Consider the following 16887-nt stretch of genomic DNA (forward strand, 5'->3'; position numbering starts at 1 on the left):
CGAAAACAGAACGAGACCACAATTTCACTGTATGGGAAAATGTTATCTGGCAAAAAATCTTAAACAAGCTGATGACACTCAGAAAAAACAGGTAGAGAAAAATGAATTAAAGAATATTGAAATCTGCCAATCAATAAAATCCCTGCAGCTATCTTTCGCAATTCCTGCTTCGCAAGCAACTGCATCAAAACCATCTACACTTTATCGTTTTAGCTATGTGAGCCACCACATCAGCAGCATCTTTCGACCGCCTCGAATAATCGCATAAGCATACCACATTATTTATTACGGGACAATTCTTATATACAGGATGAATCCCTTTTTTCAACTTTTGCGAAGGCATTCACGCCAGTCGTAAGACGCCTTATGACTAAATAAAATTATGCGATTTCTTTATATTTTAATCATAATGCTTATTTCCGTGCCTGTGCTGGCACAGAAAATAAGCGGAACTATCGTTTCAGAAAACGGTAGACCATTGTATGGTATCAATGTTAGTCTCGATGGCACGAATCATCATACCCAGACTAACCAGAAGGGTTTGTTCACCTTTCTGAATGTTTCTAACGGAGTTCACAAGATTACGGCATCTTCGATATCTTATGCTGTAGCTGAGCAGAACATCGTCATCGCAAATAAAAACGTATTCGTTTACTTGAAATTGGTAAAGGCTGACAGCATACTGCAGGAAGTTTCTGTCATTTCATTCAGAAATGTCCCAAGAGATCAGGCCAGCACCTATGCAGCAAAGCTAGCTCTTAAAAACATTGAAAATCCCCAGGTTACAAATTTGGTGCCTGAACAAATCATCACCGAACAGGCAGTACTTGATTATAATTCAGCCCTCAAAAATGTGCCTGGAATAACCAAAGGCTGGGCTTCAGCAAATGGTATTTATACCAGCAGAGGCTTCAATACCCGTAACTATATCAGAAATGGAGTTTCAGCCTTCTCAACCGCCGATCTGGATGTTGCAAATATGGAACAGATTCAGGTAGTCAAAGGGCCCTCCGGTACCTTGTTCGGAAGCGCATTGATCTCATTTGGAGGCCTTATAAACCGAATTACTAAAAAACCATTTGATTCAACCCGTGTAGAAGTAGGATATCAGGGAGGTAGTTACAGCTTGAGCAGAGCTACCCTAGATCTCAATGCCCCGCTTAAAAAGGACAAAAGTGTATTGTTTCGGTTAAACGCCTCTCATCATTACTCAGGCAGTTTTCAGGATGCAGGTTTTCTCAAGGGGACATTTGTCGCCCCAAGCCTGTTTTATCAGGTAAACAAACGACTGATTTTCAGTTTGGATGCTGAAATATATGATAGCGAATCAACTTCCCACCAACAGATCGTCCCAATAGGTCCAGGAATAGATGGAAAGGGAGGTAGTCGCCCATCTGAACTACCGATTGACTACAAACGCTCTTACAGCAACAATAACATAAATATTAAATACTCCAACCAGAGCTATTATGGGCAGATAAAATACAAAATATCTGACAAGTGGACATCCGAGACGAATCTGATACGAACAAAATCGGGCAATACAGGTAACTATTTAACATTTAATCTTTTAAAGGGCGATAGCTTATTGGTGCGTAATATCCTCCAACTCCCTACAACCTCATATACTATCAGTCAAATACAACAAAACTTTACAGGTGACTTCCAGATCGGCAGAATGAGGAACAAGGTTTTGCTGGGCATCGACTATTATCAAAATTCCTCTATTTCCGCCTCAAATGCGCTGAGCGGTAGGGGAGGCAGACCGTCGTTCGATACCCTCAACGTCAAAGGTAGTATGCCAAATTATGCGATGTTGACACCACATTTGATCGATAAAAAGCTCGAAAAATATCCCGCTGTTTATAATACTATGAACCTGATTACCTATGCTGCCTATCTCTCTGATGTAATAGAGGTAACTGATAGATTTTCAGCTATGCTTAGTCTGAGGGTGGATAGATCAATTAATGAAGGAACAACCAACGTAGCAACAAACCTGACCAATGGGAATTATAACCAAACGGCGGTTTCGCCAAAGTTAGGGTTGGTCTATCAGCTGTTGAAAGATCGGGTATCCCTGTTCGGAAACTATATGAACGGATTCCAGAATGTGGCACCGGTTACCCAGCCTGATGGTAGTATTTCTACATTTAAACCACAATATGCCAATCAACTTGAATTTGGGATCAAGACTGAGCTTGCAAAGGATTTACTTAGTGCCACAATTAGCTACTATGATATTCAGGTACAGAATACCTTAAGAGCTGAGGTTGACAGACCAACCTTTCAGATCCAGGAAGGCACGCAATTCAGCAAAGGGATTGACATTGATATATTCTCCAGGCCATTTGCCGGACTGATGCTGAATGCTGGATTTGCCTATAACCATAGCAAGCTTACCTCAGGAAACGACGCGGTGGATGGTCTGCGTACCGCCAATTCAGGACCAGAAAAAACAGTAAATTTTTACGCGAGCTATAGTTTCCCCATAACTAGTCTCAAAGGAGTGGGAATCGGATTCGGTGGAACTTATTATGATGATAACTTGATCATTAACAATAAGACTGTCGGCCAGTTCTACCTCGATTCTTACATGATGCTAAATGCCGGTGTTTTTTACAACAAAGAGCGTTACCGCTTTAGTGTTAATATTGATAACCTCGCAAATCATCAATTTTATACCGGTGGTTCAGGAACTTTTACTCCGGGAATGCTGCGCAGGTGTGTGGTGGGTTTAAATGTTCGTTTCTAGCAGTAAGGAATATGATGAGGCACTTAGATAAAATCAGTTTTTTATTGTTGTTTATAACCCTAATATACGGCTGTGAATTGGGTCCGGGCAGTCTGCCTATCTACGGAACTAAGGTAACAAAACAAAAGGTTGTTAATGGTAAAAAAGTAGTTGATACCATTTACCAAACGATTCCAGATTTCAAATTTCTGAACCAGGACAGTACCTACATAACAAACAGAATGTTCGATGGAAAAATCTACGTTGCCGACTTCTTTTTTACTTCATGCCCTACAATTTGCCCCATCATGCATCGCAATATGCTTAGAATCTATAGAAAGTTCAAAGATGACAACCGCATTCTCTACTTATCGCATAGTATCGATTTTAAAAGTGATGTACCCCATGTGCTAAAAGCATATGCCAATAAATTGGGCGTCAGTGATTCTAGATGGCAGTTCTTACATGGAAGCAAAGATAAGATCTATCCATTGGCTGAAAATAACTATTTATCAGCCGTCGCTACCGATCCGGATACACCTGGTGGCTTTGCCCACTCCGGGTACCTGATATTGGTGGATGAGCATAGAAGGATAAGAGGGGTATATCTCGGAACTGAAGATTCAGAAGTAGCCCAACTAATCAAGGATATGCAAATCCTGTTGCAAAAAGAATAAAATAACACAATTAATTAATAACCTAATTGACAAAGAAAATGAAAATTCAAATAATAATAGTGATGGGTTTGGTTACAACCTTCCTGAATAATTTTTCATCGCTCGCTCAAACCTCTGAAAATAATGGGTTTACCTTGGAGTTCAGGAATTTCGTTGGTGATAAGCCTTTGAAACTCCATGCTCAAACCTACTCAAATCAAACAGGAGAGCAATTCAATATCACAACGTTCAATTACTTTATCAGCAATATAAAATTGCTAGAAAAAGGTGGCGCAGAATATGTAATCCCACAGGACAGCAGTTATTTTCTGGTTAAAGAAAATGATCCTTCCAGCAAACAAATCAAATTGAATGTTCCTCCGGGAAAATATACCGCAATAACCTTCACCATAGGCGTAGACAGTACAAGAAGTACAATGGATATCAGCCAGCGAACAGGAGCACTTGATATTTCAGGAGGCATGTTGGAAGGAATGTACTGGGCATGGAACAGCGGTTACATCTTTATGAAGTTGGAAGGGGAATCTCAGCAAGCAGCATTAGACAGGACTGGACAGCGAAAATTCCGCTATCACATCGGCGGATTTGGTGGATACAACAAACCATCTGTAAATAATATTCGCACGGTTACCGTTGACCTTTCCAAAAAAGGATCAGTTAACGCAAAAAAAAATCATACCAGCCGTATCGTATTAAAAACGGATGCTCTGCAAATCTTTAATGGAAAAACTAAAGTCAGTATAGCAAGCCATTCAGCAGTCATGTTCGGTGAGTTTAGTAGACTAATTGCAGAAAATTATACAGAGATGTTCAGTCATGCTTCAACTAAAAATTGATAGTTATGCTAAACAAAATTTATGTGTTAGTACTGCTATTTTCATTTGTAGTCTTCGCATCTTTCAGCGAATCCATTTTTGATGGCTTCATAAGACCGGAAAATTTTCCGGATCCTGTATATGACGTTTCAAAAAATCCTGTAACCAAGGAAAGCTTCGAGCTTGGCCGAAAATTGTTCTATGAAACTGCACTATCACGGGACAACTCCATTTCATGCGGTTCCTGCCATGTACAGTCATCGGCTTTTACCCAACATGGGCATGACGTCAGTCATGGAATTGAAGATCGTCTGGGAAATAGAAATTCCCCGCCAATCATGAATCTTGCCTGGAACAAAGCGTTCTTCTGGGACGGTGGCGTATTTCATTTGGATTTGTTTTCAATCTCACCCATTACCAACCCTGTAGAAATGGATGAAAATATGGAAAATGTTTTAGCGAAAATTCGTTCAAAAAAGGATTATCGCGACAGGTTCAAAACGGTGTATGGATCGGATGAGATTACCGGAAACCAGGTTTTTAAAGCACTCTCCAATTTTATGATCATGTGTATCAGTAGCAATTCAAAATACGATAGCGTAATGCGTAAAACCGGAGTTCGTTTTACAGAGAAAGAAAGCAAAGGGTATCAGATATTTGTTAATAATTGTGGCAGCTGCCATCAAGAACCGCTATTTACTGATGGGTCATTTAGGAACAATGGATTGGACAATAAGTTCAATCCTGATACGGGTAGGCAAGCCATTACTCTTGATCCAAAGGACAGGCTTAAATTTAAAGTCCCTTCATTGAGAAACTTAACTTTCACAGCGCCATACATGCATGATGGGAGATTTGAAAAAATTGATGAAGTTATAGACCATTATACTATGGGAGTACAAGACCATCATACCCTTGATCCGCTCCTAAAGAAAAATGGGCGACTTGGCTTTCCGTTAACTGCTGATGAAAGGATGAATCTGAAAGCCTTTCTTAAAACTTTAGATGATAAACATTTTATCACACGCAGGGATTTATCCGAACAATAAAAATATCATGAAAAAAACGACAACAATAATAGCATTCATTTTTGTGGCAGTGGGCATATTATCCTGTACCAATAAGGATAATAAGAGTGTTGAGAAGTCCTCGGAGCACCATCATCATGCTTCTGGCGGAAATGGAGAACGGTATTCGACTAAAGTTAATACCGGAATAATTAAGACTGATACCCTCAAAGGTAGTCCTCACCGTACTGCCATGGGGAATGTTGATGGCCGCCACATCCACATCACCTATAGTTCCCCCGGAACAAAGGGAAGGGTAATATGGGGTGGACTAGTTCCCCTTAATGAATTATGGGTGGCAGGTGCCCATGATGCGACCAAAATAAGATTTAGTAAAAATGTGAAAATTAATGGAAATCGGATAAAAGCAGGTGAGTACGCATTCTTTGCAATCCCAGGGAAAAAAAGCTGGACGCTCATTTTCAATACCAATTTTGATCAACACCTCACTGATGATTATAAACAAAGTGAGGATGTTCTCCGTATTCAGGCAACCCCTGAAAAGCTATCCTCCCCAATTAAAAGGTTAACTTATAAAGTTAATAGAATACCTGAAGGTGGCGGGATGGTGAGTATGGAATGGGATTATTTAAAGATATCTTTTTCGGTTATTGGTACTCCATAATATATACCATTATTAATTTTAAGAGCATGTTGAGAATTATTTAACATGCTCTTAGATACCAAGAATAAAACATGTTAGCAAAAACCTGCTATCGAAAATATTGGCTTAAAACGCGGCTATCAACATTGTGCCTTCGAAGGAAATCAGGTGGATTGAATAGCTCGGATTTCTTGCTTATAACTTCCAAATAACCCCTAAATTGATTAATTTTGTTATAAAAACCGCACAATTATATGATGATAAAGGAACTTAAAATCGCTACAGTAAAAAACACCTTCAAACCCGATACAGAATATATAGAGCTGGTTGCGAAAATGGATGTAGATCTAAATGAATTTGCAATTCTGGACAGAACCTTCTCAGAAGGAAAATTATCTAACGTTCACAGACATTTTTACCAGCTTCCAGCAACTAAGTTGAAAAAAGGTGAATACATTAGGATATATACCGGTACTGGTCAAGACAAAACTGGAAAAGGCACTATTGATAGCGGAAAAACTACAGTTGTAATTTATTATAGATATTGGAACATGAATAGTTGTATCTGGAATGATGATGCTCAAGATAGGGCTACAATCATCAGGTACTCAGTGGTCGACGGACAGTTTTCTTAAAATAGAGAATTTTTACCAAACTCAAATTTCTATACAAGATAGGTGTTGAGATAGATAAGCTTCTAACCAAGTAACTCATAATACCACAGCTAAAGCAGGTAAGCAGTTTCCTTTTTGCTTTGTGATAACACCATGAAGCTCTGAATTTTGCCCACCAACGGATTTGTTGCAATGCTTTCCCTTAGAAAATCATTGTAAGCAATCATATCAGAAGTGACTATTTTTAACATAAAATCAAAATTACCGGTCACATGATAACATTCCATGACCTGAGGATATCCAGTCATCTGCTGCTTGAAAATATCGATCGAATCCTGTCCATGGTTATTTAACTGAACAATGGGGAAAGCAGTGAATATATTTCTGATTTTTTGAATGTTGATCAGTACAACGCTTTTTTCAATATATCCCTCAGTCTTTAAATTTTTAATGCGTTGAACAATATTGGACTTACTTCTTCTAAGTTTTCCCGATATTTCCTTGTAAGTGAGATCGCCGTCCCTTTGCAGCAGATTCAAGATGCCGCTGTCGGTTTCATCCAATACATATTCTGACATACTTATCTGTTTTAATTTGGTCGGGCGAAGATATTTAAAAATCAGGATTTTTGGAAGATAAAAAGTAATGAATTTTATTGTAATCAATTGATAGTGTATTAATTACAATTACTCCCTGCATTTTTGTTAACCATATAAAATTAAATTTTAATTTGGCTCTAGCTTTTAGTAGGCATCAAAATATAATTAGGTGTCCTTATCGCCAAAAAGTATTTTAGACCATTTTTTTGCTGCGGTTTCCGTTACCCAGCTATCGTATTGAAATTTGCCCTGTCATCAGCAGAATACTATGGAAGAGCAGAATCAAAATAATTCGTATCCAGGCTACAATAAACTTAAAAAAATAACAGTAAAGTCATCCATTGACGGTGGGAGTTTGAACAACGTAGCTGACCCCAGATTACAACTAAAAGTAGACAAAGTAGAGGCTTTGCTCCGCGAATTATTGCAAATCCCACAGGATTATCATGTGTTGGTGTTAAATAGTGGAAAAATAGAGCAAACAAGTATTTTCTCCATTTTGAATTTTTCGAAAGAAATACGGGGCGGATTTCTGGATACAGGAAGCCGCTCGTCTGCAGCAATCATTGCTGCAAGAAAATATTTCGATGTAGAAATAATAGGTTCCTCCCGAGAATCATACTATTCATACGTCCCTCAGTGCGACTGGCTGCCACAAAATATTTCCTTTTTGCACCTAACCTCGACGAATGATTTACAGGGCAACCGAGTGTCAGAATTCCCAAAGATTTCAGTCCCGATGATATGTGACCGGTCAGCTGATTTATTCAACGCCGAAATTTCCTTTGATTTTTTTGACTTGGTGTATGCTCAAGGAGGAGAGGGTATAATACCGGAAAATCTGTCCGTTATATTTATCCGGGATTCACTTTTGGAAAAATCCAGGTCTACACTCTTCACTGAACCTTTTATAAAAAATTGGATAAACCAGGCAGTTGAATCAAGTTTTAAGGATATATTTTTATTCCATCGCCACCTTATGGATTTTAAAGCAAATGGAGGTCTGCAAGGAAATATTTACCGCTTATGCGGCTGGTCTCTTTCATTGTACCGCGAAATTGAACGAAATACAAAGTTCCGGGCTATAGTTAATTCAAAAGACCGTTCAGTGCACGCCCTTAGATTTTTTCTTGCAAACCCGGAAGATGAATTCAGGTTCATTCTTCAACTGGATAAAGAAAATTTAAACATAGTCAATCGACTACCTCAGGGAGATTTTTCGGTCAATTTGGAAAAATGCAAAGAGGACGAAATTTTTCAACTGATCAATTCTATGCAGTGTTTGGAGATGGATTATAACAAAGAAAATAAATAAACTGAATTGGATATGGAATCAAGAGAAATTTTAGCATTGATTTTACTCTCCCTTTATATGCTTTCCTATGTATTAAATCGAATTGTGTTGAAGCGACAAAAGCAAGAGCGGGAAGAAGGTAGCGACGGTAAATGGATCTAATCCGATAAAAATTATTTTAAGGAACTTTATAAAAGAAGGTTAAATAGTTTAGTTAATGATAAAATCGGTCGGTGGATGCCGGCCGGTTTAATAAATGCCGCTGGCATTTGGAGATCAGTATACTGAAATTTTTTCCCTTCGTGGTTTCCAAGCTAAAGCTGGACCACTAAATCATTGAATGACCAACATGCAAAATATTATCTAAATAAAATGAATATAGACCTAATTACAAAAGAAGATCTGAAGGAGTTTAGAACTTCGCTTATTGCTGAGCTAAAAGAGATACTTAAACCTGAAATGAAAGAACATAAAAAGTGGCTAAGAAGCCCAGAAGTACGCGAGGTTCTCAATATCTCTCCAGGGACCTTGCAAAACCTGAGAATAAATGGCACACTCGCTTTCACAAAGGTCGGTAGTATTTTTTATTATGCCCTTAGCGATATCCAAAGCTTACTACATAACGGGGGGAAAAGGTGAAAAGTAATATTAATCAACTGAACCAGTTTCTATTATTTGCAAATAAAAGTAACTTCTCTCCATTCTTTATAAGCCTTTATCTGGCAATTGTCGTGACAGCATGGGAGCAAAAAAATCTTGACAATGTCAAAGTTTCAAGAAGGAAATTAATGGGTTTGGCATCAGTTAAATCCATTGCAACTTACCACCAATGCATCAATAATTTGGTGTCATCGGGCATCATTAAATACGCACCGTCTTACCATCCCAAGTTAGGTAGTGAAACTTCCATTTTGAGTATTTTAATGCAGAAACGAAAATACATTAGCATCATTTTCATTGCCAAACGCTTTCAGCCTGGAAGATCAAAGCTAAGGTTCTTGTATTTCTTTCATCGGCTTTCAGATTATCGCGACTAACCCTGTGAATTTCTGAGAAATTCCTTCTTATTAATTTCCTACTTCTTTTGTCCGCTAAAATCATTTTTTAAGTATAAGAAAATTCAATAATCCAGTAGATTTAATTTCAGCTCCTATTTTGAATTCCGCTCGAAAGTTCAATATCTCAGTAAATCCAATAGCTGCAACCTCACAATATATTGAACAAGAAATTATCAATGCGATAAATGATGCAATAATCGCAAACTCATATATACGGATAAAATATAAAAACCGCAACGATAAGGTCACCCATAGAACAATAGTTAAGTACGAGATCATTTCGATCTAAGAAACTGGGCTAAAGGTTAATTATCTCGTTGGCTACTGCTTGTTAAGGCCTGATAAAAGGAGTTTAGGTTAGATCGGCTCCAAAATTTCGAACAACTGAACTTAAATTCAAATAACCTTTTAATCTTAGTAGATAAGATCATTTATACTTTCCTTAAGCGCTAAATATCGAAGGGATCAAGCTAGGCAAGACAAGATCCCTGTTGATTTTACAATCAATTTACATTTAGAAAGTTCTTCTTATAACTTGGAACTATAGATTGGAATATGGATTGTATTCGCGTAATCTATTATCATTATTCCACCTATATTTAATAATTCGTTTAACTAAAACCCGATTAGTTTTAGAACCCCCATTGGTGGTTCGTTGTTCACTACTTATTAGTGCAATTAAAAAAATGGCATTTATAATTCAGTTATTGTTCACTTATGGCTTTCTCTAAAATAGCTCTATTTTTTTCGCCCCAGCTTTCCAGACTGATTATCAAAGGCAAGAGACTAAATCCTAGAGCTGTTAACTGATATTCAACTTTGAGGATTTTGGTGTCAAATGAGACTTTATCTACAAACCCATCTTTCACCAATTCATCTAATTGTTTGGTCAGTACTCGCCTATCTGCAGCAATTTTTTTCTGCAAAGCGCCTGGCCTCTTTATCCCATCTGAAATGTAATAGATCAGCATCAGTTTCCACTTTCCATTCAAAAGTTCCTTAAATACGTGTAGTCCACAATCCGTCCTAATTGGAATTTTCTTTTTGTACATCGCTTGTCAATCAATTGTCATAGCAAATAAGCACAAATTTGTGCGTACTTGCGGCATTATATGTAATGAAATAAGTTTGTCTCAAATTATAAATAAAGACAATGATCAAATTTACATTTTTAGTAAACAAACTACCACACCTGAGCTTTGAAGAATTTGTGGATTATCACAAAAATCACCACGCTCCCTTATTCATTTCCATTCCTGAGGCAGAACTTTACGTTAGAAAGTATGTAGTTAACCACCCTATGGTAGCTGAAGGTTTTCCTAAGCCTATATACGATGCGCTAGTAGAAATCTCGTTTGACTCATTTGAGGATTTCAATAGCTTCTTCAATTCAGAAAATTACCTGACAAAGATCCATCCTGATGAGCCTACATTTTTTGATACTCAAAACTATGTTGCAATGGCAACCAATGAAACAATCGTTAAAGCTGGTGCATAATTAATAACCTTATCATTAACGCCGATCTAACCCATCAAGTGGATGGGCGTTATTGATTTACAGGATGACGAAAGAATAGAAAAGAAATGAAAGATAACACCTTACCAAAGTTATTTACCCCTTTCAAGTTAAAAAATGTAGAACTCCGTAATAGAATTGCCGTTCCACCAATGTGCCAGTATGTGGCAACGGAAGGCATTCCTAACGATTGGCATATTACCCACTACGCACAGTTTGCCCGTGGAGGTGCTGGACTGGTAATTGTAGAAGCTACAGCTGTATCCCCAGAGGGACGTATTACACCTGGATGCCTGGGGATTTGGAATGATGAACAAATGGAAAAGCACAAAGATATAGCCCAGGGAATTAGAAAAGCAGGAGCAATTCCTGGCATTCAGATTGCTCACGCTGGACGGAAAGCAAGTACAAATATCCCCTGGGAGGGCGGGGATCATATTCCGGATGGAAATGCAAACAGTTGGGGAACCATTGCTCCATCAGCTATTCCCTTTGGTGGAGCCCTTCCTAAAGTTCCCAAAGAAATGTCAATCAACGATATACAGCGTGTTAAAGGTGATTTTACAAGTTCTGCTAAACGCGCCCTTGATGCAGGATATGAGTGGCTGGAACTACATTTTGCACATGGTTATTTGGCGCAAAGTTTCTTTTCATCCCATTCTAATACCCGCACGGACGAGTATGGTGTTGATGCAAAGGGACGTGGAAGGTTTATATTAGAAACCCTGGCGGCTGTTCGTGAAGTTTGGCCTGATCATTTGCCATTAACGGCAAGATTTGGGGTGCTCGAATTTGACGGTAATGATGAGCAGACCATGATGGAAGCCATTGAGTTAATCAAAGACATGAAAATTATTGGATTAGATCTTTTGAATGTGAGTGTAGGATTTACTATTGTAGGAACAAATATTCCATGGGGTCCAGCTTTTATGGCACCAATAGCTGAACGTATCCGCAAAGAAACCGGACTGCCTGTAGCATCTGCATGGGGATTTGGTGAACCGGATTTAGCCGAAAATGCTGTACAGCGTGAAGAACTAGATATCGTTATGATTGGCCACGCGCATTTAGCCAATCCAAATTGGGCATACTATGCTGCCGTAAAGCTAGGCTTGGATAGGCCATCATGGGTATTGCCTACCTCAGATGCTTATTGGTTAGAGAAATATAAAGGTTAGGCAATAATAACACCTAATAGTCCTTAATGTGATAGCATACTATTTAATCTGAGTGCATTTTGTTCTGAAAATCATAATCCGAACGTAAAGTGATAGTACAAGAGGGCAGAGAAATACCTGACTGGAGATTTCGGCTTCATTGACCAGGTATTTCCGGAGCGGATTTACCAGTCCAAGAAAACACATGACTCATTTGTAGAATATTAATTATCAATTAGTTGAAGTGGTCAGTTTAGACCTAATGAGACTTGACTTAAATTCCGAAATGAGTTGATCACCCCTAGCGAAATCTCCAACTTACCGATGAACAAAGAAGAATTGCATTATCTGCGCTTTCAAATAGGTTTAATAAGACGTCCTTTATCAATATAGTGGAAGAACCAGAGCAAAACTTATTTCCAGAATCTCAGTGGGAGGTGCTTAAAGAGCTACTGACATTTAATAATTATAATGCTCAAAATAAATTAATAATAACTACACACAGTCCATATATTATCAATTATATCACGCTAGCCATTCAAATTAGGTTGCTATATGGCAAGATTAGTTCGCAAGCTAATTTACTTGATCGTTTGAATCACCTTATGGATTTAAAGGCATCTGTAGATCCAGATGATGTTGCGATCTATCAAATGACTGGGGATGGCAGCGTAGAGCTGCTGCCTGACTATCATGGTATCCCGACGGATAAAAATTACCTGAATCTTTCTCTAGTTAAAGGTAATGAACTCTTTGATGAATTATTGGCGATCGAGGAAGAGTTATGAGGATAAATTTTTTTGCGACCGAGTGCCAAGAGCTGGAGCGTAATGATGTTGTTTTTGGTATTTGTGATAATGAGGATGGGAGCAAAGCTTATACCAGGACGGATGCGCGCTCGGATTGGAATGCCGAGATTTTAAACCCTAACGGACTTCAGGTTAGATTTTCAGCCATTGATGCTTGTGTGCAGATTTTTAGAGATAATCAGCAAATGGAGAGGAGTTGTGATGGTATGTTATTATACGCTGATAACTTGGTATTAGTGGAGCTGAAAAACGTTCGTACGGCTTGGATAGAAAATGGTTTAGACCAATTGGTAAGTACATTAAATGTATTTAGTGAGCACCATGATTTAAGTGCTATAAGGCATAAAAGAGCTTTTTTATGTAACCGTCGGCATCGTGCTTTTGAGGTATTAAACTTAGAGCAGAAAAGGCGTTTTTTTGATCGATACCGTGTACGTTTAAATGTTTCAGGAACAATTAAAATTTAAAAAGAATTACGGTTCATTTGTTTCAGGAGTAAAAAATATAAGCTGGTTCGAACCAGCTTATATTTTCGTTTTTGAATAAATTTTAGATTGTCATGTGTAATCCTAGGTCAAGGAATTGAGAATTTAGGATTATCAGTTTTTTCAAAAAAAATGCTTTCTCAATAAACTGTTTTATCAGTTGGGATTATTCCAAAAGTGGCCCAGGTTTCCGGGTAAGGTGGCCACTTTATTTCGCTCCAAAATGTGCACCGATTACCTTATAAAGTGTATTACGCTTATTTTAAGTGGTTTTAAGGTCGGCTTTTAATCTTCTGTATACCATCATCGCTTTGGCTTTCAAAATCGATTCAGAGGTTTAAAACTGCGTTATAACGGCTAATAAATTCGTTGATTATTGCTTGCTTCTTCAAGATCCATTTTGATCGCAGCAGATTGGTACTGTAGACGTTTTGGAACTTAATTTTGGACTCAAGATTGATTTGATCTGTTCAGGATAAGAATCGAGACGCATAATCCAGGCCTGGCGGTCTGAAGGGATTTTCTTTATCTCAGCTGTCGACTGATCTGCAAATTCCCCAACTCAGGGAACAAAACCCGGTTGCACACTTTGGACCGGAATCCAGAGTCTACTATCCCTGAAATCCCCAACCAATGCCTATTACATAGCCTTCGGTTCCTTCCTATATAATAATTTATATGTTAAAATATTTAGGATGTAAATATCTTTCAGCTATACTCTAACTTATCTCGTTTGATCTGATGATATTTTCAAGAATTTATCAACCGAGTTTTCATCCATTGATTGTGCAATTAGTTAGTTTCTTTTTATTAGGAATCACTAAATTGCACTTTTCTATTTAATACCCTCTAACCATTCACATATATAGATGAAGCAAATCATTAGCTTGACTTTCATTTCTTTTTTTATTTTTTCCAAAATAGCTGCACAGGACTTTGTTTTTTCTCCTATAAATGTAATGCATGGATTAAGCGATAACCAGGTTAGATATATTATTCAGCTGCCTGATGGGAGGATGGTGTTCAAAACAAGTGGCAATATCAATATTTATGACGGAGCAAGATTTAGGTATATTCATCGGAAAATCGGCAATAATTTCCCACTAAAAAATTATGAAGGACACTATCGCATTTATCAGAGTGTGGATTCAACGCTTTGGATAAAGGACAGACATCAGCTGATGTGCGTGGACTTACGCAAAGAAAGTTATATTACTAATCTGAATCAATATTTTGAAAATGCAGGTTTTCATTCAAGAGTTGATGATATATTTTTCGATCAAAACCAACAGATGTGGTTGCTAATCAATAACCAACTGATATCAAAAAACCACAAAAGTAAAATTAGCCTTGCGCCACAGTTGGGGGTTCTACAAGATATCAGTTCAGACGGGGAACATCTTTTTCTTTTTTACAATACTGGTGCTATAGTTTGTCATGATCTTAAAACTAGAAAAAACAAATATACCATCTACGCTTATCCTGCATCAGAACAAATGCATTTCAATCGGACATCGCTCGTAGTCAAAGCTGCCAATGGATTTTATCAACTGCGAAATGGAAATCTAGGTGGTTTTTTTTTCTTTGATCTGCTAAAATTGAAGTGGAGGAAGTTACTGCAGACCGATTACACCCTTAACACTTTATTCGTGGATGAGAAAGGATTGGCAACGATTAGTTGTTCCAATGGCATATTGATGATTGATTGCGAAAGTGGCAGGTCAAAATATTTACCGAGTATCGAAAAAGTAGACGGCAGTAAATTGAACACAGAAATAAGCACCGTTTTTTATGATAGGCAAGGGGGGGTATGGTTGGGAACGGTAAACCAGGGTTTGCTCTATCATCATCAGGAAAGGTATATGTTCACTGCCGTTAGACGATCAGCTTTTGAGGTTAAATCCAACAAGGATATTTTGGTTCAAGCCTTTAGTGAAGACGAGGCGGGGAACATCTACATTAAATCTCGGTCTGAATTTTACCAATATCATCCAAAATTTGGCACTCGTCCACAACTCAGACTGCTCCAATCTTTTTCTCTTCCCGCCAAAGAATTGCAAAAACTAAATACTGCAACAAGTAAATACAAAAATGATCAAGCAACCCAGCTAACTGATCATCGCGGTTGGATTTGGACCGGAACAGCTGATGGATTGAAGGTTTTGGATAATGTTACGGGCAAAGAAAAAATATATTACACCAAGGATGGCCTGTCTAATAATTTCATACAGTCAATTTTTCAGGATCATGATCGGGATATATGGATTTTAACAAGCTACGGAATCAATAAGGTTCAAATAAATCCTAAAACAAAAGAGATTCGCTTCATTAAATTCGATGCGAATGCAGGCGTATTGGAGGGTGAATACTTAAAAGGATCAGCCTATGAGAGTGAAGACAGTACGCTTTACTTTGGAGGTGTTAACGGATTCACAATTCTAAACCGTAAGCATCTTCAGTTTTCCGGATTAGCGTTTAAACCTGTGTTTACCTCGTTAATTCTCCATGGTCAGCGGATAGAAATTGGTAAATATTATGACGGACGTATTTTGTTAGAAAAGGCTGCACCTTACACGCATGACATTGAGCTTTCCCACCATCAAAATTTCCTCACTTTTGAATTTACTGCCTTAAACTATTCCAATCCTGCCCAAACTTACTACCGTTATCAGCTTGATGGTATAGACCGACAGTGGAGAGAAACTTTCAGCCATCAGGAAAATGCGCTATATACCGAAAAAGGTATGTTGCAGGTTTCTTATACTAATCTTCCCCCAGGAAAGTATAAACTTAAAGTTAAAGCTTCCAATGATAATCTGAAATGGGACACTCCGGTTTCTATCCTAACTTTCACCATCAAAGCACCCTGGTGGAAAACCCCTTTAGCCTACATGCTATACATATTTTTTTTCCTGGTATTGGCGCTGGCCATCATTTACTTGTACTTGCGTAGCGAACGGAAAAAGGCAGAAAGGACCAGGAGGGAAGATATCTTGTTGCTAAGAATTCGAAACCTGATTGATCAGCAGAATTTTATTCAGGAGCAGAACGAGCGTACCGATTCTAATATGTTAAGCTCCGGTGGTGAGGCTGATCCCATTTCGCCCTTGAGCGAATTAGAATCTTCTTTTTTAACAAATGCGATTTCATTGGTCAAAACAAATCTCGATGTTCCTGATTATTCGGTAGAACAGCTCAGTCGAGATTTAAATATGGATAGAACGGGGTTGTATCGGAAGCTTATCACTTTGCTGGATAAATCGCCCTCTATATTCATACGGAACATCAGACTCGAGAAAGCTGCAGAACTCTTAATACAAGGACAGCTGAATATTTCTCAAATCGCCGATCGTGTTGGTTTCAGCAGCTCGAGCTATTTAAGTAAATGTTTTCAGGATATGTACGGCTGCAAGCCTTCGGAGTATGCTGATAGCATTAAAAATCAACATAAGTCTTAA

At 38.1% G+C, this 16887-nt stretch carries 17 protein-coding genes; 15 read left to right on the forward strand and 2 right to left on the reverse strand.

All coding sequences use genetic code 11. The features are described 5' to 3' along the window. The first annotated feature begins 409 nt into the window (after positions 1-409). The 6 genes from ACZZZC_RS09475 (at position 410) to ACZZZC_RS09500 (ending at position 6532) form a co-directional block, all read left to right on the forward strand. Positions 410-2755 carry a TonB-dependent siderophore receptor gene (locus tag ACZZZC_RS09475; protein ID WP_463487041.1) on the forward strand — a complete coding sequence of 782 codons (2346 nt, stop codon included), beginning with the start codon at positions 410-412 and terminating at the stop codon, positions 2753-2755. An 11-nt stretch (positions 2756-2766) separates the two neighbouring features. Beyond that, entirely contained in the window at positions 2767-3411 is a 645-nt protein-coding gene (locus ACZZZC_RS09480) for an SCO family protein (protein ID WP_463487042.1), read from the forward strand. A 38-nt stretch (positions 3412-3449) separates the two neighbouring features. After that, a complete protein-coding gene (locus tag ACZZZC_RS09485) occupies positions 3450-4247 on the forward strand; it encodes an MbnP family protein (RefSeq protein WP_463487043.1) in 798 nt (265 codons plus the stop codon). 5 nt (positions 4248-4252) lie between these two features. Then, entirely contained in the window at positions 4253-5275 is a 1023-nt protein-coding gene (locus ACZZZC_RS09490) for a cytochrome-c peroxidase (protein WP_463487044.1), read from the forward strand. Between the two features lie 7 nt (positions 5276-5282). Further along, on the forward strand, positions 5283-5918 hold the full coding sequence (locus ACZZZC_RS09495) for a DUF2911 domain-containing protein (RefSeq protein WP_463487045.1): 636 nt from the start codon (positions 5283-5285) through the stop codon (positions 5916-5918). Between the two features lie 233 nt (positions 5919-6151). Continuing rightward, a complete protein-coding gene (locus ACZZZC_RS09500; RefSeq protein ID WP_463487046.1) occupies positions 6152-6532 on the forward strand; it encodes a hypothetical protein in 381 nt (126 codons plus the stop codon). An 89-nt stretch (positions 6533-6621) separates the two neighbouring features. On the opposite strand, the gene ACZZZC_RS09505 is transcribed toward ACZZZC_RS09500, so the two are convergent. Then, on the reverse strand, positions 6622-7089 hold the full coding sequence (locus ACZZZC_RS09505; protein WP_463487047.1) for an Lrp/AsnC family transcriptional regulator: 468 nt from the start codon (positions 7087-7089) through the stop codon (positions 6622-6624). 289 nt (positions 7090-7378) lie between these two features. Here ACZZZC_RS09505 and ACZZZC_RS09510 point away from each other — a divergent pair, with 289 nt between their 5' ends. The 4 genes from ACZZZC_RS09510 to ACZZZC_RS09525 all read left to right on the forward strand — a co-directional run bounded on the left by ACZZZC_RS09510 (position 7379) and on the right by ACZZZC_RS09525 (position 9441). After that, on the forward strand, positions 7379-8425 hold the full coding sequence (locus ACZZZC_RS09510) for a PLP-dependent aminotransferase family protein (protein WP_463487048.1): 1047 nt from the start codon (positions 7379-7381) through the stop codon (positions 8423-8425). Positions 8426-8437: 12 nt separating this feature from the next. Further along, positions 8438-8566 (forward strand): hypothetical protein, encoded by a 129-nt coding sequence (locus ACZZZC_RS09515; protein WP_463487049.1) that lies wholly within the window; start codon positions 8438-8440, stop codon positions 8564-8566. A 210-nt stretch (positions 8567-8776) separates the two neighbouring features. Further along, positions 8777-9043, forward strand: coding sequence for a helix-turn-helix domain-containing protein (locus tag ACZZZC_RS09520; protein ID WP_463487050.1), 267 nt, complete (start codon positions 8777-8779; stop codon positions 9041-9043). Then, positions 9040-9441 carry a hypothetical protein gene (locus ACZZZC_RS09525; RefSeq protein WP_463487051.1) on the forward strand — a complete coding sequence of 134 codons (402 nt, stop codon included), beginning with the start codon at positions 9040-9042 and terminating at the stop codon, positions 9439-9441. The genes ACZZZC_RS09520 and ACZZZC_RS09525 overlap by 4 nt, the downstream gene beginning before the upstream one ends. A 725-nt stretch (positions 9442-10166) precedes the next feature. On the opposite strand, the gene ACZZZC_RS09530 is transcribed toward ACZZZC_RS09525, so the two are convergent. Beyond that, positions 10167-10514 (reverse strand): winged helix-turn-helix transcriptional regulator, encoded by a 348-nt coding sequence (locus ACZZZC_RS09530; RefSeq protein ID WP_463487052.1) that lies wholly within the window; start codon positions 10512-10514, stop codon positions 10167-10169. A gap of 101 nt (positions 10515-10615) precedes the next feature. Between ACZZZC_RS09530 and ACZZZC_RS09535 the strand changes: the two genes are divergently transcribed. From ACZZZC_RS09535 to ACZZZC_RS09555, 5 genes are all read left to right on the forward strand, one after another. Beyond that, a complete protein-coding gene (locus tag ACZZZC_RS09535) occupies positions 10616-10960 on the forward strand; it encodes an EthD domain-containing protein (RefSeq protein ID WP_463487053.1) in 345 nt (114 codons plus the stop codon). Positions 10961-11046: 86 nt separating this feature from the next. After that, positions 11047-12156, forward strand: a complete 1110-nt coding sequence (locus ACZZZC_RS09540) for an NADH:flavin oxidoreductase/NADH oxidase (protein WP_463487054.1) — start codon at positions 11047-11049, stop codon at positions 12154-12156. A gap of 317 nt (positions 12157-12473) precedes the next feature. After that, on the forward strand, positions 12474-12923 hold the full coding sequence (locus ACZZZC_RS09545) for an AAA family ATPase (protein WP_463488232.1): 450 nt from the start codon (positions 12474-12476) through the stop codon (positions 12921-12923). Continuing rightward, complete coding sequence (locus ACZZZC_RS09550; RefSeq protein ID WP_463487055.1) at positions 12920-13411, forward strand: hypothetical protein; 492 nt, start codon at positions 12920-12922, stop codon at positions 13409-13411. The genes ACZZZC_RS09545 and ACZZZC_RS09550 overlap by 4 nt, the downstream gene beginning before the upstream one ends. Before the next feature lie 887 nt (positions 13412-14298). After that, positions 14299-16887: a helix-turn-helix domain-containing protein gene (locus ACZZZC_RS09555; protein ID WP_463487056.1), complete on the forward strand. Its 2589-nt coding sequence runs from the start codon at positions 14299-14301 to the stop codon at positions 16885-16887.

It is taken from the genome of Pedobacter sp. AC212 (assembly GCF_979258625.1).